We start from the raw sequence: 20,570 nt of genomic DNA on the forward strand, positions 1-20,570 counted from the left end.
GTTCTAGGTTACATTAATTCTTTTTTCTTCGTCATCACGATTTCGTTTATAGTACCTAACAATTTTGCCAACGTATTCTTTAAAGTCCGGACAAATGACTCCTCCCTCTTCAAGAATTTCCTTTGCGACACTGGCATCATATTCAGAGGTACATCTAAAATACTCAATTGCTTCTTTCTCAACTCCAAAAAACTTCCTAAAAGCTGAAAACGATAAGCAGAATTCTACTAATTTGGTTGGTACGGTCCAAATTGGTCGTTTGCCAAGTAATTCTTCACATATCATTCTATAGAGATCTCTAGCAGCATATGGCCGAGGATCTGTTAAATGAAATGTTTTTCCTTTTGCTTTTTCTGAATAAGAAAGGAAAGTAGTAGCTTGTATAATATAATCTACCGGCACTACATTAAATAGTGCCTCTGATTTTCCGATGTATGGAACTGGCAAATGGCTAATTTTATCTAGAAATCTCATAATAAAATAGGGTCCATCAAATTTATCCGTTTCTCCCGATTCGGAGTGTCCAACTGTAATACCCGGTCTAATTATTGTAAACGGTACATCCTGAAGGTTTTTGACCAAAACCTCTGCCTTGTATTTTGTTTCCTCATAATGGTTTTTAAATGTTTGCCCTATTTCCAGCTCTGTCTCTTTAATTACACCTGTTCGAAGACCAGATACATAAGCAGTACTAAAATATACATATCGTTCTAAATTGGCTATTGATTCAACAAAATCATTAATATTTTTAGTACCGTTTACATTAACGTCCTCTGCAATATGCTCGGGTACAGCTAAATCATAAATAGCTGCTAAATGAAAAACATGAGTCAAGTTCTTTCGAAGTGACTCCAGATCCTTCTGGGAAAATCCTAGTGAAGGCTCTGTTATATCTCCAATCTTAACCTCTGTATTTTTTAGGTTTTTGCTACGTTCAACTGCTTTCTCATATTGGCTCGGATGTACTAATAAAATAAATGATGCCCCATTATAATGATTGATTAATGACCTTAAAAGCCTAGTTGCAAGAAACCCAGGAAAGCCCGTCATAAGTATTTGTTTCAATCCATCTCACCCTTTCACGGGAAAACTATAATTGGAATACTGTATGTTAAAATGCAAATGGTCCATAAATGAATACTTGCATGCAACCAAGCTTTTATTCCCCCTTAAATTCAGGTTTTCTCTTTGTAAAGAAAGCAGATATCCCCTCTATAGCGTCTTGGGATGTTGATACTTTCAACACATTTTCCGTTTCAATTTGAAGGCCTTTATCTAAAGTTGATTCTATGCCTCTATGAACTGAATCTAGGATAGCTTTTATCGCTAATGGAGGACCTTCCGCTATGCTTTCGGCCCATTTTAACGTTTCTTTATGCAAGTCCTGATGAGCAACTACCTTATTAATCATGCCGTATTCTAAAGCTTGTTGAGCTGTAATTTTTTCTCCAGATAATAAAAGCTCTAATGCTCGACGACGACCTATTAATCTTGTTAATCTTTGAGTTCCCCCATAACCCGGGATAATTCCTAAACGAACTTCAGGCAAACCGAATTGAGCATTTTCAGAAGCAATTACAAGATGACATGCCATTTGTAATTCGTTCCCACCTCCTAAAGCCTGACCATTAATACTGGCAATAATAGGCTTAGGAAAAGCTTCTATTTTCAAAAAAAGCTCATGAATTGCTTTGGTATTTGCTCTAGCCTTTTGAGGATCAACCATCTCGGCAAACTCAGTTACATCAGCTCCTGCAGAGAACATTTTGTCACCAGCACCTGTAATAACGATAGTACGTACAGAATCATCCCCTTCAACGTCTTCTAAACAGTTCTGAATCTCAAACAGAGTTTCTCGACTTAGCGTATTTAATTGAGGACGATCAATTGTAAGTAATACTACTTTATTTATTTTTTCAACTTTACACTGCTTTCCCATCATTTACACCTCGCGCTCTATGATGACGGCGACCGCCATCCCAAATCCAATACACATTGTTACTAATCCATAACGTCCCTCTGTTCTCTCAAGCTCATTTACAAGTGTTGCTATAATTCTAGCACCACTAGCTCCCAGTGGATGTCCTAAGGAAATAGCTCCTCCGTTTGGATTTACTTTTTTCATATCTACACCGATATCCTTTTGCCAAGCTAAAACGACTGAAGCAAAAGCCTCATTCACTTCAAAAATATCAATATCTGCTAGATTTAGATTCGCTTTCGCTAACACCCTGTTGGTAGCCGGAATAATTGCGGTTAACATTATTTCTGGATCAACACCAGCTAATGCAGTAGCTACTACCCTTGCTCTTGGCTTCAACTCAAGTTCAGCAGCTTTTTTTCTCGAAGTAAGTAAAATTGCCGCAGCACCATCACTGATCTGACTGGAATTACCAGCTGTTATTACACCATCCGGTCGAAAGGATGGACGTAATCCCGCTAATGAGTCTAGTCTTGTGTTAGCTCTAGGTGTTTCATCCTTATCCATTTGAAACTTACTACCTTCTTTGTTTACTGCTTCCAATGGGACAATTTCGTTTTTGAAGTGTCCTTTTTCTTGAGCGTGTACTGCTTTGGCATGGCTTTGAAAGGAGAACTCATCTAATTCTTCCCTTCTTAGATACCATCTCTCAGCAATCAATTCAGCAGAAAAACCTTGCGGGATAATGTTATATTGATCTAGCAATCTTGTACTAAATGAACCTCCATCACTACCCATAGGTACCCGATTCATACTTTCCACTCCTGCTGTTATCACACACTCTGACATGCCTGCCATAATTGCATGCGCTCCCTGAGAAAGTGTTTCCAAACTTGACGCACACATCCGGTTTACACTAACCCCACACACATCTACTGGAAATCCTGCAATTAAACCTGCCATTCTGCCAATGTTATATCCCTGTTCATCAATTTGGGTTACGCAACCCATTTTAATATCTTCAACAAAACGAGGATCTACCTGATTACGTTTTACTAATTCTTTTAGAACATGTGCTGCCATTTCGTCAGGGCGTATTTGGGATAATGAGCCCTTTTTTCTACCTGTTGGTGTCCTAACTGCATCTATAATAACCGCATCATTAGGTAACAATCGTGTACCTCCTCTATGTTTAGAAAGTAAATAGATCTATTCCTCCTGCAACCGGCAAGCCTACTCCCGTAATATAGTTAGCCTGATCTGAAACTAGGAAACTAATAGCATTTGCTATGTCGTCTGGCTCTCCCGGTCTTTTAAAAGCAGTTCTTTGAATCATTCTTTCTCTCATTTCAGGATTCGTCATTTGAAAGGCTTCTGTGTTAATAATCCCTGGAACAATTGCATTGACCGTGATATTATATTTAGCTCCCTCTAACGCCAAGGTCTTCGTTAGCCCTAATATCCCCGCTTTCGTTGTTGAATAACTCGCCTGACCATATCCCCCTAACGTTCCAGCAACTGAAGCCATATTTATAATACGCCCCCATTTTTGCTCTTTCATATATGGCCAAACAGCTTTACTACAATTAAATGCACCTGTTAAATTGACCTTTAAGTCCCGTTCCCAGTATTCTTCGTTTTGATATTCAATTTTTACTGTATGATCTAAAGTCGCTGCATTATTTACAAGAATATCAATTTTCCCAAATTCTTCTTTTACTTTTTTCATGACATTCTCTACTTCTTCACGGTTAGTAACATCCATTTTATACGCTGCTGATTTTCTCCCCATTGCCTTAATTTCATTTGTTGTTGACTTTGTATAGACCTTTTTTGAGTGTGCCATAAATTGTGCAACTGGCCCTAATCGCTCTGAAGTAGTTTCAAGGTTTTCATCATCTTCTATTAAAATATCAGTTACAATTACATCTGCTCCTGCTTTTGCTAAACGTAATGCATCTGTTCTCCCTAATCCTCTTGATGCTCCAGTTATTAATGCAACTTTTCCTTCAAGTGGTAGACTCAATTTCCTCAACCCCTTCGTTGGCTTAATGGAAGAGTAACCGCGATTTCATCACTCGCGTAGGCACTCATTTCATGTTCTTCTTCAGAATAGGTTCTATCTATTAACTCACCATATTTCTTTTCAATTTCGGGAACTCGCACCTTCAAGGAAGGTGTTAGTTCACCAGTTTCAACATCCCAGACACTCCCGACAATAATAACCTTCTTCGGTTGTTCATGACGGGGGAACTCTTTGGTGAATTTTGTTACTTCTTTTCTTAGTAATTCTTGTAGAAATTTACTTTTTATGAGTTCTTCACGATCTGTTGAAAGATGTTTCTTCTTTGCAAGTGGTTCAATATTCTCAAAGCTTGGTGAAACGATTGCAATAACATATTTTTTGTTCTGTCCAATCAAAACTGAGTTTTCAATGAAAACACTTTGATTCATAGCATTTTCAACTGGCTGTGGTGCCACATTTTTACCTGAAGTTAATACAATTATTCGTTTTTTTCGATCGATAATTTTCAAAAAACCATCCTGATCTAGTGCACCAATATCACCAGTTGAAAACCATCCATTGCTCAGGACTTTATCCGTTTCTTCTTGATTCTTATAATAACCCTTCATTACACTTGGTCCTTTTACCATGACTTCACCATCAGAAGCGATCTTTATTTCTAAATTAGGCAATGGTTTCCCGACTGTTCCTATCTTTGACCTAGACATAGGATTTACACAAATAACAGGTGCAGTTTCTGTTAAACCATAACCCTCTAATACTGGTAAATCCACTGCCCAAAAGAACTTTGCAATTTCTGGATTAAGGGCTCCTCCACCAGAGATTAAGCCTCTTAACCTTCCACCAAGTTGACCTTTCACCTTGCTATAAACAACTTTGTTTGCAAAGTTCCACTTTCTTTTTATTGATTTAGGTAGATTTCCATTTCTAAAAAGCTCATCAAATGATCTTTCTAAATAAAATTCATATCTTTCCAGTCCAATTGAAACAGCCCAATCAAAAATTTTCCGCCGTAGGGGCGTACCTGCCTGTATTTTCTTCTGAGCCTCTGCATAAACTCTTTCAAACAAAAGTGGAACACTAACCATTACGGTAGGCTTTACCTCTTGCAGGTTTTGTTGAACCGTATCAATACTCTCTGCATACGCAATGGTAGCTCCTACGTATAATGGCATGAATTGTCCGGCCATCCTCTCAAATACATGTGATAAGGGGAGGTGTGAGAGCAATATATCTGTTGAACGCGCTTCCAAAACCCAAAATTGCACTCCTTCTACATTTGCTAGAATATTGCCATGTGTGAGCATTGCGCCTTTGGGTACACCAGTTGTACCTGATGTATGAATAATAGTAGCAAGATCATCCCTGGTTAAATCTTTCCAGTGGTTTTCCCAGTTAGCTAAAGGGAATAACTCACCAATTTTGCCTAGTCTACTTAACGAAAAAACTCTTTCTGATTCTACGAATTCTGAATTGGGATATAAAACTGCGATGGATTGTTCAAAGGTAATTTGATGCTGTATTTTTTGTAATTGGGTCTCATTTTCAACAAATACAAATTTACAGTCGGCGTTATGTACGATGAATGTTACTTGATCTGAAGGTAGAGTGGAATGGATTGGTACGCTGACAGCTCCAATGCTCATGATTGCAAGATCACAGATGGGCCATTTTGGATTATTTTCAGACAGAATTGCTACTTTGTCATTTTTTCTTATCCCATGATGTACTAAACCTGCTGCAACAAGCTGAACTTTTTCCCAGAATACTTGATAAGAGATACCTTGATATTCCCCATTATTCTTCCATAAAAAGGCATCCTTTTTTGCAAACTTTTCAACAGTCTTATTGACCATTTCAACTAGATTAGCAGCTTTCATCTGACACCTCCATTAAAGTGAGATTGTAAAATCACGGCCCTTTTTAGAATAAACTTAATGGCTATTCTAACTACTCGTTTAATACACAGGTATGGCCTACTTACACTAATACGGTTATACTAAGGATTTTAAGTAGGCATATCCTGCCATTAAAATGAGTTAAGTTTAATAGATTTAGGTCCAGTGAATGATCACTAGACCTATATAATTTTATAGATAGTCTTTTACGTTATATTGACGTAAAATCCCTTCCATTTTGATTGCTTTACCAATATCACCTTTGATTTTTAACTTTCCTGACATAAATGCTACCGTTCCATTTAATTTACCTAAAAGAAACTGTCTAAAGTTAGCTAGCGATAATGTTAGTGTACAATCTGCTTCTGTTTCAGCACCTTCAGTGACTTTTGCTGTACCATCCGCAAGGTGCAGCTGGTAAGTACCTTCTTCTTCACCTGTAATGTTATATTGATAGATTGCATTTAATCCTTCGATTGGAACAGGGTTTTGATTGAGTACCTCTTCGATTTTTTGCATTGCTTCTGCTAATGAATATTCTTCAATTGTTTTTGCCATGTATTATTCCTCCTTTTATAATAAAAACTTATTGTTTTCTATTACTAACTTTAGATGCAATAGTGAGTTATTCTTGCTAATTAACTCACCTCCTTTAATTCTTTTACTCTTACACACGCACTCCATATGGATCAAATAAATGACGAGCAATAATTAGCTGTTGGACTTGGTTAGTACCTTCGAAAATATCAAATATCTTGGAATCACGAAATAGCTTTTCTACAAGATTTGACTCAATACCTCGGGCTCCTAATAACTCTAAACATTTGGACGTAGTTTCTAATGAAATTTTACCTGAGAATGCTTTACAAACTGCTGCCTCTTTAGCATTTGGTTGGCCGATATCTGCTTTCCATGCCGCCTCCCAGGTTAATATTCTAGATGCTAGTATATCTTGACTCATCTCCGCAAGTACCTCACTTGCAGTTTGATAGCTTCTACCATGCTTTGGAAATTCTGTTTTCACAATATCTAATGTGTATTCATAAGCTGCTCTTGCAATACCAGTTGCCATTGCTGCAATGATAGGTCTTGTATTGTCAAAAGTTTTCATTGCTACCCGAAAACCAGCTGGCCCTGTTTCTTTCACCTGATAGTTTTCTTCTCCCCCCAACAGGTTCTCATCTGGTACAAAGCAGTCCTCAAAGACTAATTCAGCTGTCTCTGAAGCTCTGAGTCCCATTTTTTCTGCTAGCCTTGAACAACTAAATCCCTGAGTACCTCTTTCTACAACAAAAGCACGGTGCCCTGCACGGCCTATGCTTCGATCAACTGTTGCAAAAACTACTACCCAAGAAGCCCTTTTTCCATTTGTGATAAATATTTTTTGGCCGTTTAAGATATACCCACCATCTACCTTAGTTGCTGTAGTTTGAATACCTGAAACATCAGAACCAGCATCTGGTTCAGTTAGTGCGTATGCACCCCAGCGTGGCTCTTCATCTCTTGAAAATATCGATAAAAATCGTTGTTTTTGTTCAGGAGTACCACTTGCTTGAATAGGTGGTCCTCCAAGGCCAGGACCAGGAAGCGTTAGGGCTATAGCAGCATCTCCCCATCCAAGTTCTTCTGAAGCAATAACACCAAGTCTGTTACCCTGCCGCTCTTTTCTATCTGAAGTTGACTTTTTGGAAGTACTGTCTGTATTCTCATCAAAAGAAGCTGTGCTTAATTGAATGCCAATTTGGTTTACTTTTTCTAACCAATTCAATGGAACTTCCTTATTTTTTTCTGCTAATAATGAGATCGGTCTCATTTCATTTTCTGCAAACCAATGTACAAGTTCCTTAACTTGGTTTTGATGACTTGAAAGTTTAAACGAAACGATAAGAATCACTCCCCTCAACAATTTCATCTCCTGACAATTGAAGTAAATCTCTCTCGGTGTCATGGTATATGACTTGCGCTTGGGCATCCCTCATCCATTTCTCAACTGGATGTTCCTGAACATAGCCATGACCGCCCAACAATTGAACTGCTGAATCAGTTACAAATTGTAGTGAGCGATGTGAACTACTTAAGCAATTCTTACTTAAAGTGAACCTGTCAGATAAATGTTCATCAAATGCTGTTGCCGCGTATAATGTTAAATTCCTGGAGACCTGTTTTTTTATGGCCATCTGTGCCAAAGTAAATGAAACACCTTGGAACTTTGCGATAACACTGCCAAATGCTTTTCTTTCCGAAGCGTATTGTGTAGCATAAGACAAAGCAGCTGACATTAGTCCTATTTCCTTAGCCGCTTCTAAAATACGGGTTCTTCCTATGGTTTCATTTATTATTTTTTTTGCTTCATCTCCCTTGGAGAGAACGTTTTCATTTGAAACAACCAAATTTTCAAACTCTATTCTTGCAAATCCTGCAGTTAGTAAACCTAGTCGATAATCTCCTTTGGAAACACTCCAATTTTCTTCTAGATTAGTAGTTACAAAGATACAATCCTGACCATTTTCATCTTTAGCAGCTATAATCAATAAATCAGCAGTACTTGCTAATTTATTAGGCTTTGTTATTCCATTCACGACGAATCCAATACTATTAGATTTAACTGATAGATCTATGTCGTGCACAAATGCTATAGTTGGTAATTCCCCCTTTTGATAGCATGCTTTAATTGGGAGCAAAGCCTTATGATTTGGAATCTGACGAATAAGTGAAGGAGCTTCATTCATACCAGGCATTGCCTGAACTACATCTAAATCGCCATGGGTTAATGCCTCTAGTATTTGCACCTGAGAAATTAATTGCATTTCCAACCCACCCCAAGACTCAGGTAGTTCTAATAATGTAAAACCAAGCTCATGAAAGCTATGTAAAAAGCCTGGAGTTATTGCTCCTGCCTTTTCAAATTCTCTGGCATTAGTCCTAATAACATCTTTAGCAAATTCTCTTGCAACAGTAATAAACGCCTGTTCGTCTTCACTTGGTTTAAACGAAATCATATATCGTACCTCCTTTACATATTCAGGCTAAACTAAGAAAAGTTAAAAGCGCTGCTAAATTTATAAAACTAGTTTTATAGTAAGAGTTACTTTATCTTATTTTGGAGTACGAGTACGTATTCGTATTATTTAAAAAAACTTCTACATTGCTAGGTTAACAAAGGACGATATAACAATTCTGTTCAATAGGCGCGATAGCTCCTCAAAATCAACTCGTTCATTTTCTGCAACAAAAAAGTTCTGCATCACTACCTCATTAATTGCCCCCACCATTGCTTGAGAAACAATCTTCATACCTTTTTCAGAAACAGTTGATGGCAATTCAGCTTGAACTGTTTGAAAAATCATAACAGCAAACTCTTGGTGAGCCTTTTGTCTAGCTTTCTCAACATTTCGTGACACACCTACAGATTCAACTAAAACAACCTTTGCTACATCCTTATATTCATAACAAATTTCAATATAACGATGAATTCCTGCAAATGCTTTATAGGTGATCCTATTTTCTTTTGAGATTGATTTTTTAACTTCCTCGATAATTTCACTTGCAAGTACCTCAAATAATGCCACCATGATTTCTTCTTTGCTTTTGAAATGCTGATAAAAGGTTGTCTTTGAAACACGAGCCATTTCTACTATCTCAAGGACAGAGGTTTTTTGATATCCCTCTTCAGTAAATAGCTTTAATCCTGCGTATAGGAGCTTCTTTTTTGCCTCCTTTGGCATTTCAGTTACAAATAACAAATTGATCATCCCATCTCTCAAGTTGAGTACGTGTACGTATCAGTATTTTGTTTTTCATTATACAATCTATATTCTGTGAACACAACATTATTTTTAGAAAATTTCAACAACGGTATTTTACACATTACAGCATAACTGGAAATATTCGCATTACCTATTATTCAACTACTCCCAACCTCATTGAAAAAAGGACAACCACTTAGTTGTCCTTTGTACCTGTTTTTGTTGGAAATTCAAACTCCACTTTACCTGTTTTGTCATTCCAAACAAGATAAGCATCAAAGTTCTTATTTTCTTTTTTAAACCCTTTGATTAAATTCGATTTATTATTTGATAATAATTTTTCAATATTGGTTTTTGTAATTGTCTTCCCTAAGATTTTTCCAGAGAGTGTAAATTGACAACCATTTGTTTTGTAATTTGAGCATCCGTAAAAAGACCCTTTATTTATTACTTGTCCATTACACTTTTTACAAGAACCAACAACTGTTCCAATTCCTTTATTATATTTTGTTGATTCTCTTTTTGTACTAAACTCTTCTTTATTAATCTTTGATATGTCCCACTTTTCACTTTGTTGTTTTGCATCATCTACAATTTTTTGAGAAAGTTTTTTCGTTTGTGTTAAAAATGAACCTGGAGACGCCTCACCTTGTCCTATTTCATGCAATCGTTGCTCCCATTTTGCAGTCATTTCAGGAGATGCCAGAATTTTATCACCAATAATATCAATTAGTAGAATGCCCTTTTCAGTTGCATAGACTTGGTTCTTTTCAACCTTAATGTAATTGCGCTGTTTTAGCATTGTAATAATTCCCGCTCTGGTTGCTTCCGTACCTAGACCTTCTGTTTTTGCTAATATTTTTTCAAGTTCATCATTATCAATATGTTTCCCTGCTGTTTTCATTAAAGTTATTAATTGACCTTCCGTATAGCGTTTTGGTGGCTGAGTTTTTCCTTCTTTTGTATAACTTTTCTCTACAGTTCCCATTTCACTCTCCGACAACGGAGGAAGTATCACGTCATCATCCTTCGAATCATCCTCAAAAAGTACCTTCCTCCAACCTTCCTGTAGTTTGACCTTCCCTTTCGTTTGGAAAGTAGCACGCCCATCAACTAAGGTAGTAACCGTAGTATAATTAAATATAGCTGGCGGGTAATGTGCTGCAATTAACCGTTTTGCAATCAAATCATAGATTTTCTTCTCATCAGCCGAAAGCTTAGTAGGATTCGGAACTTGTTCCGTAGGTATAATTGCATAGTGATCAGTAACCTTTTTCTCATTAACATAACGTGAATTCGTAAGAATAGATGCTATCGGCGTTGGAAAATAATTCTTATATTCCTCGTGGTTTGCAAGCTTTGAGAAAATTTCAGGAATGGTAAGTGCCTCACCTTTCGTGAGATAGCTTGAATCTGAACGTGGATAGGAAATAAATCCTTTTGTATACAGGCTCTGTGCCACATCTAACGTTTTCTTAGGAGAAAAGCGAAATGCTTTATTTGCCGTTGCCTGTAGGTTAGAAAGATTGAATAGGAGAGGAGGTTGATATTCCTTCTTTTCGGTTTCAACACTAGCAATTTCTGCAGGTTTATTTGTACAAAACGCAGCAATTTTTTCTGCAACTTCTTTCGTTGTTAATCGAGATTCATTATCCTTAAACCATTTACCTTCATATTCTTTTCCATTAATCTTAAAACTCGCAAATACTTCCCAAAATGGTTCTGATTTAAAGTTCGCTATTTCCTTTTCTCTTTTTACAATAAGTGCCAATGTAGGCGTTTGTACTCTTCCAGCCGAAAAAACATCTGTAATACCCTTTTGCTTCAATAATAATGTATACACTCTTGACGCGTTCATTCCTACAATCCAATCAGCACAAGCCCTAGCCTTCGCTTCATAATAAAGATTACGAGTATCTTGTTCAGTTCGGAGACTTCCAAAACCTTCCCTTACCGATTTCTCAGTTAACGAAGAGATCCAAAGGCGCTTTATTGGTTTTGACACCTTTGACATTTCGATGACGTTACGAATAATTAACTCACCTTCACGTCCAGCATCTCCTGCATGAATAATCTCTGAAACCTCTGGTTTGCGAAGTAAATTTTTAATAATTGTAAATTGTTTTGCCTTTGACCGCATCACTCGGTATGTAAATTGCTCGGGTATAATAGGTAGGGTATCGATTCGCCAGCTTTTCCAGGAAGGGTTATACTCTTCAGGAGGAAGTAATTCGCATATATGCCCAACTGCCCAAGTAAAAAATGCACCTTTTGGGAATAGTGGATCTGGAGCAACTTCAATATAACCTTGTGACTTCTTAGACCTAAACGGGGCAGCAAGCTTCATCGCTTGGTCCGGTTTTTCTGCAATTATAACCTTCATAGGTATCCCCTTTTTTCTATAGGTAATTAGTATTTTTATTTTATCATAGGTTGGCAAAATAAAGTGTTATAAAAAACACTCCGACTAAGCTAATTATTGGGTTCAGTATTATGTGTATTTACTGGATAAAGTTTGTAAAATTTCAAAAATAAAAAAGGCATTAATTCTATTGAATTAACGCCAACTTTCAATATATTCTATTTGTTACTTACATCGTTATGTTTTCTACAAATACATTGTTTTTATCTATTATATGTCGTACCGAAATTACAAGTAATTCTCCTCTTTCAACCGTTCCGACTACTAATCTACCAATATCATCCACAATAACAAATGATGTGCCATGAGCAGCGTTAATAATCTTGTCACTAATAGACATAATCTTTTTATACAAGAACTCTTTGTTATTATCAATCTTTTGTGTTGTAGAGGTAAACCGAATAATTACTTCTTGTCCGTTGTACGTAAAGCGGTACATATTAACTACCCCCATGATTGATTTATAAGATTAACTATCCAATAACACGGTCAATTTGAATTGTATTATTTGATGACAAATCAATTATCTTGTTATTAACTTCTACTAGAGGTTTTGTTAATTCGTAAGGATTAATAAGTTTGATTACTCCCTTACTCCCATTAGTAAGTAATACCTCATGGCCGATTAATGAGTTCATTATCTGCTTTAAAAACGGTACTAAAATCGTTGGATCCAACTTTCCAAACATATCATCATTCATTTGTCGAATAACCTGATAAAACGGTGTAGCGTCATGATAAACTCGATTTGAAGACATAGCATGAAAAACATCTGCGACAGCAACAATTTTAGATAAGTAACTGATTTTCGACCCTTTTAACTTAAGTGGATATCCAAGGCCATCTTCTCGTTCATGGTGTTGTAATGCTACAAGGCTAATTTCGTGGCTTACCCCTTTAGTATTTTTCAGCAATTGATACCCATAAATTGTATGTTTTTTAACAACTTCATATTCCGATTGAGTCAGTCTATCAGGCTTATTTAATATTTCTGAAGGAATTTTGGTTTTTCCTACATCATGTAATGTAGCCGCTATGGTAAGTTCTGTTAACATCTCTTCTGGTAACGAGAGCCATTTTCCAATTAAGGTTGCAATTACGCCAACCCCAATATTATGACGATATGTATAATCATCTGATGTTTGTAATTGATAAAACAAATGAAAAACTTGAGGTATTTCTGTAGCAGTTTGTATTATTGGTATTATTGTTTTTTTTACTTCAGTTAATGGAATTTCATTATGCTTTTTAATAAAGTAGAAGATATCTTCAACTTGGTCAATTGCCTCCTCAAGTTGTGATGTAACTTTAGGTATGGAAGGGTTGACTTTGTTCAATTCAGACTGATTGTAATCGCTATCAAGTTTTTTAATAATTGTATCGAGTTCGTGCGATTGTAGTGCTTTTGTCTGTATATCTTCTCTATTTATCATCTATACCTCTCCAAGAACCTATTTTCTATAATTATATCAAAAAATGGAAAATCCACAAACATTATTTAAATATACAAAACTATCATAAAACTTTATTTCTACCAGTAGATGCTTAATTCTTATTTTTACCATATATACGTAAATAACCCTTTATTCCCTTGACTTAACAAAGATTTCTATTGTATATTAAAATCATCATTTAGCTAGAAGTTTAGTATTCTTTTTATACATAGATTATTGTAAAGATGCACATTTTTTTGGCTATCTGATAAAAATTTTTACGAGCACGACTGTGCTGCAGGTACTAGGAGGAAGCATAATGCAAAACGGTAAAGTAAAATGGTTTAACAACGAAAAAGGATTTGGATTCATCGAAGTTGAAGGTGGAGACGATGTATTCGTACACTTTACTGCTATCCAAGGTGAAGGTTACAAATCTTTAGAAGAAGGTCAAGAAGTTTCTTTTGAAGTTGTTGAAGGAAACCGTGGACCTCAAGCTGCTAACGTAGTTAAACTATAAATCTTTAAATCTTTTTTAAGATTACTTACTCAAGGCTGATGAATCATCAGCCTTTTTTTATATTCTAATAAAGGTTTGAAATAGACCATTTATTTTTACCTTTTTGAATTAAGACAACCTTTTACCATATTCTTTCAACTTTTGCCCAACCGTACAGTTTTTAATACAGAAAGTTTGTGCAAAACGTTTACCATTTTCTTTTCTGAAGTATTCCTTAACAAAACAATCCTGGCAATAAGTATCTAACATTTCACCAACTTCCGTAATAAGCTTTCTACGTTCCATTTATGTTATCAGCTCCTAATTTTGGTCATAGCACCAATTCAATTCTCACTTTATTAATGAGTATGATAAATGGCTTATTCACTTAACCTTTTATTTCAAATTTACTTGAAACTAACGTTCCTTCAAGTGCTTGAGTCGCTAATTTATCTGCTTCTGCATTTTGCTTTCTACCTATCGGTTCAAAAATCGGATGAATGTTTAGATTTTTTAATCTATCTTCAATTCGATCCAACCATCTGTTAAGATTATCTTCAAAGCATGGCCATTCACCAGAAAGTTGTTTTAAAACAACTTGGGAGTCTCCCCTAAACGTTACAGTACAATGTTTGGCTCCAATTTCCTCTAAAGTGTTTAACATAAGCCAAAATGCTGCGTACTCAGCTTCATTATTCGAATCCATTTCTTCGAATACTTCGTTTACCCTTACCCGATATGGTTGTTTATTTTGTGTATAATAAATTGCTACTCCCAATCCAGCTTTACCAGATTCTATTTCGTATCCTCCATCAAAATAAGCTATAATATCCTGCGGCTCTGTCTCCGTTTGTTTTAGAAGTTTGATAAGCTCTTTTTTTGTCCATTTTGTATTTCGTTCATCATAAAAAACGAGGTCTTTGGTTCGACCAGTCTTCTCAAAGTCATCGGCTATTAGTAATGCTTCTTCGGCTGGTATTTCATCAGAAAACAAAATGATTTCTTTATTTTTGGGTGTTTTGTACGTCCATTCAAGTTTGAGCTTCATTCTGTATCTCCTCTCCTATGGAACTATCCCATTCTCAAAATAAAATATAATTAGACAATTGATATAAGTCTCACTGTATCTTCATTTTTCCTAATTTTTTACTCATTATACACTTTTTCCTACTGGCAATCACGGTTTACTAGCGTTTTTGTTCTTTCTCTTTCTCACATAACGTATTATAATAGTACTTTGACAATTTAATGATGGCTGTTGCGGTTCGTAAACTCCCGCGTTATCAAAACTATAGGAGGAAATTTTTTATGTTTAATGAAACACTTTGGGTTGTTTTTGCAATTGTTAACTTTATTTTAGTCTTGGCAATTTATCGTTTTTTTGGTAAATCAGGTCTATTTGTTTGGATTGGTTTCTCTACTGTTGTTGCAAATTTACAGGTTGTGAAAACCGTTGAATTATTTGGCCTAACAGCAACTTTAGGAAATATAATGTATGGTACTTCGTTTTTAGTTACAGATATCTTAAATGAAAAATATGGTAAGGATGAAGCGAAAAAAGGAGTCTGGTTAGGTTTTTTCACACTACTTGCAATGACGATTATTATGCAATTTGTGCTTTTATTTAAACCGCATGAAGTTGATATTGCCCAAGGCTCGTTGGAAACCATATTTGGTTTACTTCCTAGAATCGCAATTGGAAGCTTATTAGCATTTATTATTAGCCAGTATACTGACGTCCAAATCTACTCCAAAATAAAAAGCATGTTTCCAAAAGATAGTCAGCTTTGGATACGAAATAATGGAAGTACAATGATCAGCCAGTTACTCGATACACTTATTTTCACTAGTGTAGCTTTTATTGGGGTATATCCATTTGAAGTATGGCTTGAAATCTTCTTTACAACCTATTTTATTAAATGGCTTGTGGCTGCGATGGATACGCCGTTCATGTATATTGCAAAGACATTTCATAAGCAAGAAAGAATTGTTAATCAGTAGGGATGTCGTTTTGACATCCTTTTTATATAGGAAGTTAAATTAAAATTTACTTCTAATTATTGAAAGGAAGCATGCACAATAAATAATAACTGATATAATAATGCTATCACTTATATTCACTGCACCTTATTAAAGTGATAAATAATTATTTCACTTTCATATTGGAGGATACCTAATGATTGAAGTGTATATTGATGGTGCTAGTGCTGGAGACCCTGGGCCTTCTGGTGCTGGTGTTTTTATAAAAGGAAATGGTATTGTCGAAAAACATTCCATCCCTCTAGGCAACATGACAAATCACGAAGCTGAGTTGCACGCACTTCTCAAAGGACTTGAAGTGTGTGTACAGAAAGGTTATAGAGTTGTTTCCTTTCGTACAGATTCACAGTTGGTAGATCGGGCCATTGAAAAAGAGTATGTGAAAAACAAAAAATTTGCACCTCTACTTGAAAATGCACTACTTTTATCAAAGGAACTAGATTTATTTTTTATGAAATGGATCCCGAGTGGTCAGAACAAAGTTGCTGATGAGCTAGCTAGAGAAGCTATAAGAAAAAATTAATGTAAAGGAAAGAGTAAATTGCAAAAAACTTTTATTGCTGATATAAGTCTTTTATTTGTTGCATTAATATGGGGGTCAACCTTCGTATTAGTTCAAAATGCTATATCTTTTTTAGAGCCTATGACATTTAATGGTGTTCGTTTCTTCATTGCAGGTCTATTTTTATTTATTTGGCTGATTTTGTTTTATCGTGAACAGCTTAAAGCAATTGACAAAAAACTTTTATTATCTGGTTTTATTATGGGAGTTTGGTTATTTGGTGGATTTGCCCTCCAAACCATGGGTTTATTGTACACGACTTCCTCTAAAGCAGGTTTTATAACAGGTTTAAGTGTTGTACTTGTACCAATATTTTCTCTTCTATTGCTTAAACAAAAGCCGAAATTCAATGGAATTTTCGGTGTTATCATTGCAACTGTAGGACTTTATTTACTAACAATGGCAGATTCTTTTACAATTAACCAAGGGGATTTACTTGTCTTTTTCTGTGCAATATCCTTTGCGTTACATATTGTTTTTACAGGTAAATATACCTCATTATTTCCAACCTTACTTTTAACAGTAACTCAGATTTTTACAGTTGCTTTTTTATCAATCATTTCAGCACTTTTATTTGAGGATTGGAGTACAGCTTTTTCCTTACAAGTATTGCTTACTTCTGAAGTGTTAATTGCCCTTATCGTCACATCACTGTTTGCAACTGCAATTGCATTTCTACTGCAAACGAGGTTCCAAAAATTCACTACTCCAACAAGAGTAGCTTTAATCTTTGCAATGGAACCCGTTTTCGCTGCAATAACCGGGTATTATTTTGCGGCTGAGAGGCTCACGTATTTCGCAATTATTGGGTGTCTATTTATTTTCATTGGAATGATACTTGCAGAGCTCCCTTCAAAAAAAACTCGTCATCACGAAGTAACTGATCAAATTGTAGGTTAGTGGTGCTTCTAGATGGATATAAAAGCAAGACCCCCTAAAATCAGGGGGTCTTTTATGTCTTGTATTTAGATGATTTGTTTTATTTCTGCAAACTTATAGGCTTCTTTGCGATTGATAATTTTATTTTCTTTGAGCATTTCCAAAAAAGAAATAAAAAAGCTTCCGTCAAATTCTTTTTGTGCCTTAAGAGTAATTTCGATTGCTACGTTTACAATATCATCAGTTGCTGCTGTATAATGTTGTCCAAAAGTAATAAATCCAATCGCATCTTCTCCAAAAACAAAGCCTTTTTGTGCTAAGAATTGTAAATATTCCTCTACTCTTTTTTCTAATTTAAACAATTGACCCATCCCCAACAAAAATTACATAACCTACCTTAATAGTATCGTATTTTTTGTCGAAATACTACGATTTTTTTGTAAGCAGATGGCCAATTATTCCAGTAGCTATTCCAAGTAGGGCCCCTCCAATAACTTCTTCTGGTTGATGACCTAGCATTTCTTTTAACTTACGTTCCTTCTTATCATGATAGTGGTGGTCCTCTTGTCCTTTAAGTCTCTCCACTGTTTCATCAATCTCATTTACCTTCAAGGTTAACTCACCTGCTTGGCGCCTAATTCCTTGAGCATCATACATAACAATTAACCCAAAAATACTTGAAAGAGCGAAATCAACAGTAGACATACCGCGCCTTAATGCAATAAAGGTAGCTAAGGAAGATACTCCCGCTGAATGCGAGCTTGGCATGCCACCTGTCTCAATCGCTGTACCCCAATCCCATTTACCTGTTTTAATTTTCTTTATGGGTATCTTTAAAAATTGTGCAAAACCAATTGTTAGTAACGCCGTGTAAACAGCTTTGTTCACGTTATTCACCTCATGATTAGTTTCCTAGTTTGGCTTACTTTCTATTCAAAACATATTCCAAATTAGGTTGGAAATAATACGAAATGGAGGTGACAAGCTAATGGCTCAGAAAGGCAATAATCGTGGTAAAGCTCCTAGAGGTATAAATCCACAAGGCTATGGACCAGATACTGAATATTCAATGGAACCCAAAAGTCAATTAGAACAAAAAGCAAAGAAATCTAATACAAAGAGATAAGTTTGTATGATGTATATAAGGATGGATGTCTTTAGCGTTAGCTTGGGACATCCTTGAAACACTTAAAAACAGGATAAGGTGTGATAAACTTTTATTAGAAAACTCGGCGATTGCCGAGCCTTTAGGCGACAGCAGAGCCGTAGTTGCACTTATCCAGATAGGAAAGAATTTTATACTTTCCTATCTGCTAAAAAAAACACCCACATTTTATGAAGGTGTCAACACTGCTTTTAACTTATAAACTGATCCAAACCCTTAAATTCTAAATCAGTAAACTTTTCAAGAATTTTTTCTCGATTGAATTGCATTAACGCATCCTCAAGGGAACAGTCTATTGGTACTTCACAATGAATTCTTGCGAGTTTTCTTGAGAGGTGTAGCATTTCAAGATCTTCTTTTATCTTTGTTTTTTGAGCTTTTGTCAGATTTTCTACATTTTCAAGAATTCCTTCAATACTACCGAATTGTTGAAGTAAGCGTAAAGCTGTTTTTTCACCAATCCCTCTTACACCAGGATAATTATCGCTTGAATCGCCCATAAGTGCTTTTAGATCGACCATTTGTTGAGGGGTGATTCCTTTTTCTTCAAGGAAATTAGTGGTCGTGTATTCAGCGTAATTGCCAATGCCTTTTTTCAATAGCAAAACAGTAATGTTTTCGTCGAGTAACTGCAGAATATCTTGGTCACCTGTTAGAATCTTCACTTCAGCGTCTTTACTATATTGTTTTGCTAATGTTCCAATGCAATCATCCGCTTCATACCCTTTCAATCCTACATTCGGTATATCAAATGATTCAACAACATCTTTTACAAGATCAAATTGAGGAATTAACTCCTCAGGTGGTGCTCCTCTATTTCCTTTATAATCACTATACATTTCTGTACGGAAGGTTGAACTCCCCATATCCCAGCAGCAAATCACGTGAGAAGGCTTGTACGTATTAATTGCAGTCATCATATGTTTTACAAAACCGTGGATTCCATTAGTAGGTATCCCTTTACTATTTACCATAAAATACCCGCTCATTGCGGTTGCGTAAAATGACCTAAATAAGAGAGCCATTCCATCTATTAACATCACCTGTTTTTTCATAGGTGTACCCTCCTTGTCAAAAATCATGAATACATAATATTATACCATATTTGGACTAGTTAGTTACTGCAATTTCCTTCCATCGATGTATGAACATTAGAAAACTCTGCGATTGCCGAGCCACCTTTAGGCGACAGCAGAGGCGTAGTTGCACTTATGCAGATAGGAAAGAATTTTATGCTTTCCTAACTGCTAAAAAGACCCCTATAAAAGGGGCCATTCACTGGTAAATTTTTATTTACTCCGCATTTTTTCAGCTTCTACTTCGGCATATGAAGCAAAATCGTATGGAGTTGTACCTTTACCTTCTTGGTTCTTTTGACTACGATTATCTTGCTTTTGTTTATCTTGTTTTTTACTCATAAGCATTCTCCTATCTGTTTTATTTAGTATTAGGAGATCTAATGCTCATTATCCCAGTTAATCGTTGCATTCTTTGTTATTGTACCTAATCAGCACCTGTCAGTGACCACCCCTTGCTTCCTTCACCACAGTTGGGCTTTTTTCTGCTCCTAAGTGTTCAACTTGGTGCTTCCTTTATTCAACTAGGCTCACAGCCTTTACCCTCGGTTTCTCCGCTCAGCGTATTCCTTTACCATTTCAATCGTTACTAGTTTGCGTAACGGCACAATTCCTTTTTTCGCTAATTGATTCATTTGGTTCGTAATGGCATTAATTTTTTCTACTGAAAAGTCCTTATTTTGCTCTGCTAAGGTAACCGCTTCTTCAATAGACTCTTCACGTAGTTGTTCTAACTCCACGAACGTTTTGACAATCTTATTTTGTGCGTTTGAGTGTTTTGTTATTGCTTCATGTACATTGCTCATTGTTATTCCTCCGATGTTTGCTTTTTCATAAGCTTTCTTATATGTTCTTTTGGGTCCCAGCAATTAAATTGATACTCCGGCTTTGTTTCATAGCCCA

Annotated in this window: 25 protein-coding genes; 6 read left to right on the plus strand and 19 right to left on the minus strand. The window is 35.9% G+C overall.

Going from position 1 to position 20,570, the window contains the following annotated elements; all coding sequences use genetic code 11:
• Nucleotides 1-3: 3 nt before the first annotated feature.
• From AB3M96_RS11345 to AB3M96_RS11400, 12 genes are all read right to left on the minus strand, one after another.
• On the minus strand, nucleotides 4-1,065 hold the full coding sequence (locus AB3M96_RS11345; protein ID WP_412967721.1) for an SDR family oxidoreductase: 1,062 nt from the start codon (nucleotides 1,063-1,065) through the stop codon (nucleotides 4-6).
• 94 nt (nucleotides 1,066-1,159) lie between these two features.
• The gene (locus tag AB3M96_RS11350) at nucleotides 1,160-1,939 is read right to left on the minus strand and encodes an enoyl-CoA hydratase/isomerase family protein (RefSeq protein ID WP_412967722.1); all 780 of its coding nucleotides are present in this window, start codon (nucleotides 1,937-1,939) and stop codon (nucleotides 1,160-1,162) included.
• A 3-nt stretch (nucleotides 1,940-1,942) separates the two neighbouring features.
• A complete protein-coding gene (locus AB3M96_RS11355) occupies nucleotides 1,943-3,094 on the minus strand; it encodes a thiolase family protein (protein ID WP_412967723.1) in 1,152 nt (383 codons plus the stop codon).
• A gap of 19 nt (nucleotides 3,095-3,113) precedes the next feature.
• Nucleotides 3,114-3,947 carry an SDR family NAD(P)-dependent oxidoreductase gene (locus tag AB3M96_RS11360; protein WP_412967724.1) on the minus strand — a complete coding sequence of 278 codons (834 nt, stop codon included), beginning with the start codon at nucleotides 3,945-3,947 and terminating at the stop codon, nucleotides 3,114-3,116.
• A 5-nt stretch (nucleotides 3,948-3,952) separates the two neighbouring features.
• The gene (locus AB3M96_RS11365; protein ID WP_412967725.1) at nucleotides 3,953-5,827 is read right to left on the minus strand and encodes an AMP-dependent synthetase/ligase; all 1,875 of its coding nucleotides are present in this window, start codon (nucleotides 5,825-5,827) and stop codon (nucleotides 3,953-3,955) included.
• A 210-nt stretch (nucleotides 5,828-6,037) separates the two neighbouring features.
• Entirely contained in the window at nucleotides 6,038-6,403 is a 366-nt protein-coding gene (locus AB3M96_RS11370; protein WP_412967726.1) for an SCP2 sterol-binding domain-containing protein, read from the minus strand.
• Nucleotides 6,404-6,512: 109 nt separating this feature from the next.
• Entirely contained in the window at nucleotides 6,513-7,730 is a 1,218-nt protein-coding gene (locus tag AB3M96_RS11375) for an acyl-CoA dehydrogenase family protein (RefSeq protein WP_412967815.1), read from the minus strand.
• On the minus strand, nucleotides 7,717-8,844 hold the full coding sequence (locus tag AB3M96_RS11380) for an acyl-CoA dehydrogenase family protein (RefSeq protein ID WP_412967727.1): 1,128 nt from the start codon (nucleotides 8,842-8,844) through the stop codon (nucleotides 7,717-7,719). Before AB3M96_RS11380 ends, AB3M96_RS11375 begins: the two co-directional genes overlap by 14 nt.
• Before the next feature lie 141 nt (nucleotides 8,845-8,985).
• Nucleotides 8,986-9,570: a TetR/AcrR family transcriptional regulator gene (locus AB3M96_RS11385; RefSeq protein WP_412967728.1), complete on the minus strand. Its 585-nt coding sequence runs from the start codon at nucleotides 9,568-9,570 to the stop codon at nucleotides 8,986-8,988.
• Between the two features lie 217 nt (nucleotides 9,571-9,787).
• Nucleotides 9,788-11,974: a DNA topoisomerase III gene (locus AB3M96_RS11390; protein WP_412967729.1), complete on the minus strand. Its 2,187-nt coding sequence runs from the start codon at nucleotides 11,972-11,974 to the stop codon at nucleotides 9,788-9,790.
• Nucleotides 11,975-12,182: 208 nt separating this feature from the next.
• Complete coding sequence (locus tag AB3M96_RS11395) at nucleotides 12,183-12,452, minus strand: hypothetical protein (RefSeq protein WP_412967730.1); 270 nt, start codon at nucleotides 12,450-12,452, stop codon at nucleotides 12,183-12,185.
• Between the two features lie 34 nt (nucleotides 12,453-12,486).
• Nucleotides 12,487-13,446, minus strand: a complete 960-nt coding sequence (locus tag AB3M96_RS11400) for an HD-GYP domain-containing protein (RefSeq protein ID WP_412967731.1) — start codon at nucleotides 13,444-13,446, stop codon at nucleotides 12,487-12,489.
• A gap of 319 nt (nucleotides 13,447-13,765) precedes the next feature.
• Here AB3M96_RS11400 and cspD point away from each other — a divergent pair, with 319 nt between their 5' ends.
• The gene (gene cspD / locus AB3M96_RS11405) at nucleotides 13,766-13,966 is read left to right on the plus strand and encodes a cold-shock protein CspD (protein ID WP_010283969.1); all 201 of its coding nucleotides are present in this window, start codon (nucleotides 13,766-13,768) and stop codon (nucleotides 13,964-13,966) included.
• A gap of 108 nt (nucleotides 13,967-14,074) precedes the next feature.
• Here cspD and AB3M96_RS11410 read toward each other — a convergent pair whose 3' ends face one another.
• Nucleotides 14,075-14,251, minus strand: a complete 177-nt coding sequence (locus tag AB3M96_RS11410) for a zinc-finger domain-containing protein (protein WP_412967732.1) — start codon at nucleotides 14,249-14,251, stop codon at nucleotides 14,075-14,077.
• Between the two features lie 82 nt (nucleotides 14,252-14,333).
• Entirely contained in the window at nucleotides 14,334-14,993 is a 660-nt protein-coding gene (locus tag AB3M96_RS11415) for a ribonuclease H family protein (protein WP_412967733.1), read from the minus strand.
• Between the two features lie 260 nt (nucleotides 14,994-15,253).
• On the opposite strand from AB3M96_RS11415, the gene AB3M96_RS11420 reads away from it, so the two are divergent.
• The 3 genes from AB3M96_RS11420 to AB3M96_RS11430 all read left to right on the plus strand — a co-directional run bounded on the left by AB3M96_RS11420 (nucleotide 15,254) and on the right by AB3M96_RS11430 (nucleotide 17,447).
• Nucleotides 15,254-15,946, plus strand: a complete 693-nt coding sequence (locus AB3M96_RS11420; RefSeq protein ID WP_412967734.1) for a queuosine precursor transporter — start codon at nucleotides 15,254-15,256, stop codon at nucleotides 15,944-15,946.
• Nucleotides 15,947-16,121: 175 nt separating this feature from the next.
• The gene (locus tag AB3M96_RS11425) at nucleotides 16,122-16,508 is read left to right on the plus strand and encodes a reverse transcriptase-like protein (protein WP_412967735.1); all 387 of its coding nucleotides are present in this window, start codon (nucleotides 16,122-16,124) and stop codon (nucleotides 16,506-16,508) included.
• 18 nt (nucleotides 16,509-16,526) lie between these two features.
• Nucleotides 16,527-17,447 (plus strand): DMT family transporter, encoded by a 921-nt coding sequence (locus AB3M96_RS11430; protein ID WP_412967736.1) that lies wholly within the window; start codon nucleotides 16,527-16,529, stop codon nucleotides 17,445-17,447.
• 65 nt (nucleotides 17,448-17,512) lie between these two features.
• On the opposite strand, the gene AB3M96_RS11435 is transcribed toward AB3M96_RS11430, so the two are convergent.
• Nucleotides 17,513-17,797, minus strand: a complete 285-nt coding sequence (locus AB3M96_RS11435; protein ID WP_412967737.1) for a DUF6123 family protein — start codon at nucleotides 17,795-17,797, stop codon at nucleotides 17,513-17,515.
• 55 nt (nucleotides 17,798-17,852) lie between these two features.
• On the minus strand, nucleotides 17,853-18,314 hold the full coding sequence (locus AB3M96_RS11440) for a divergent PAP2 family protein (protein WP_412967738.1): 462 nt from the start codon (nucleotides 18,312-18,314) through the stop codon (nucleotides 17,853-17,855).
• Nucleotides 18,315-18,414: 100 nt separating this feature from the next.
• Here AB3M96_RS11440 and AB3M96_RS11445 point away from each other — a divergent pair, with 100 nt between their 5' ends.
• Together AB3M96_RS11445 and AB3M96_RS11450 are read left to right on the plus strand one after the other, a co-directional pair.
• Nucleotides 18,415-18,552, plus strand: a complete 138-nt coding sequence (locus AB3M96_RS11445) for a small, acid-soluble spore protein L (RefSeq protein WP_412967739.1) — start codon at nucleotides 18,415-18,417, stop codon at nucleotides 18,550-18,552.
• A 25-nt stretch (nucleotides 18,553-18,577) separates the two neighbouring features.
• Nucleotides 18,578-18,793: a hypothetical protein gene (locus AB3M96_RS11450; protein ID WP_412967740.1), complete on the plus strand. Its 216-nt coding sequence runs from the start codon at nucleotides 18,578-18,580 to the stop codon at nucleotides 18,791-18,793.
• Here the strand turns inward: AB3M96_RS11450 and AB3M96_RS11455 are convergent.
• The 3 genes from AB3M96_RS11455 to AB3M96_RS11465 form a co-directional block, all read right to left on the minus strand.
• On the minus strand, nucleotides 18,783-19,646 hold the full coding sequence (locus AB3M96_RS11455; protein WP_412967741.1) for a 5'-3' exonuclease: 864 nt from the start codon (nucleotides 19,644-19,646) through the stop codon (nucleotides 18,783-18,785). The genes AB3M96_RS11450 and AB3M96_RS11455 overlap by 11 nt on opposite strands.
• A gap of 234 nt (nucleotides 19,647-19,880) precedes the next feature.
• A complete protein-coding gene (locus tag AB3M96_RS11460; RefSeq protein ID WP_412967742.1) occupies nucleotides 19,881-20,009 on the minus strand; it encodes a hypothetical protein in 129 nt (42 codons plus the stop codon).
• A 197-nt stretch (nucleotides 20,010-20,206) separates the two neighbouring features.
• Nucleotides 20,207-20,473, minus strand: coding sequence for a DUF2533 family protein (locus tag AB3M96_RS11465; protein ID WP_412967743.1), 267 nt, complete (start codon nucleotides 20,471-20,473; stop codon nucleotides 20,207-20,209).
• Nucleotides 20,474-20,570 lie beyond the last annotated feature (97 nt).

The sequence above is a fragment of the Ferdinandcohnia jepli genome, from assembly GCF_047246645.1.
Lineage (GTDB): Bacteria > Bacillota > Bacilli > Bacillales > Bacillaceae_L > Ferdinandcohnia.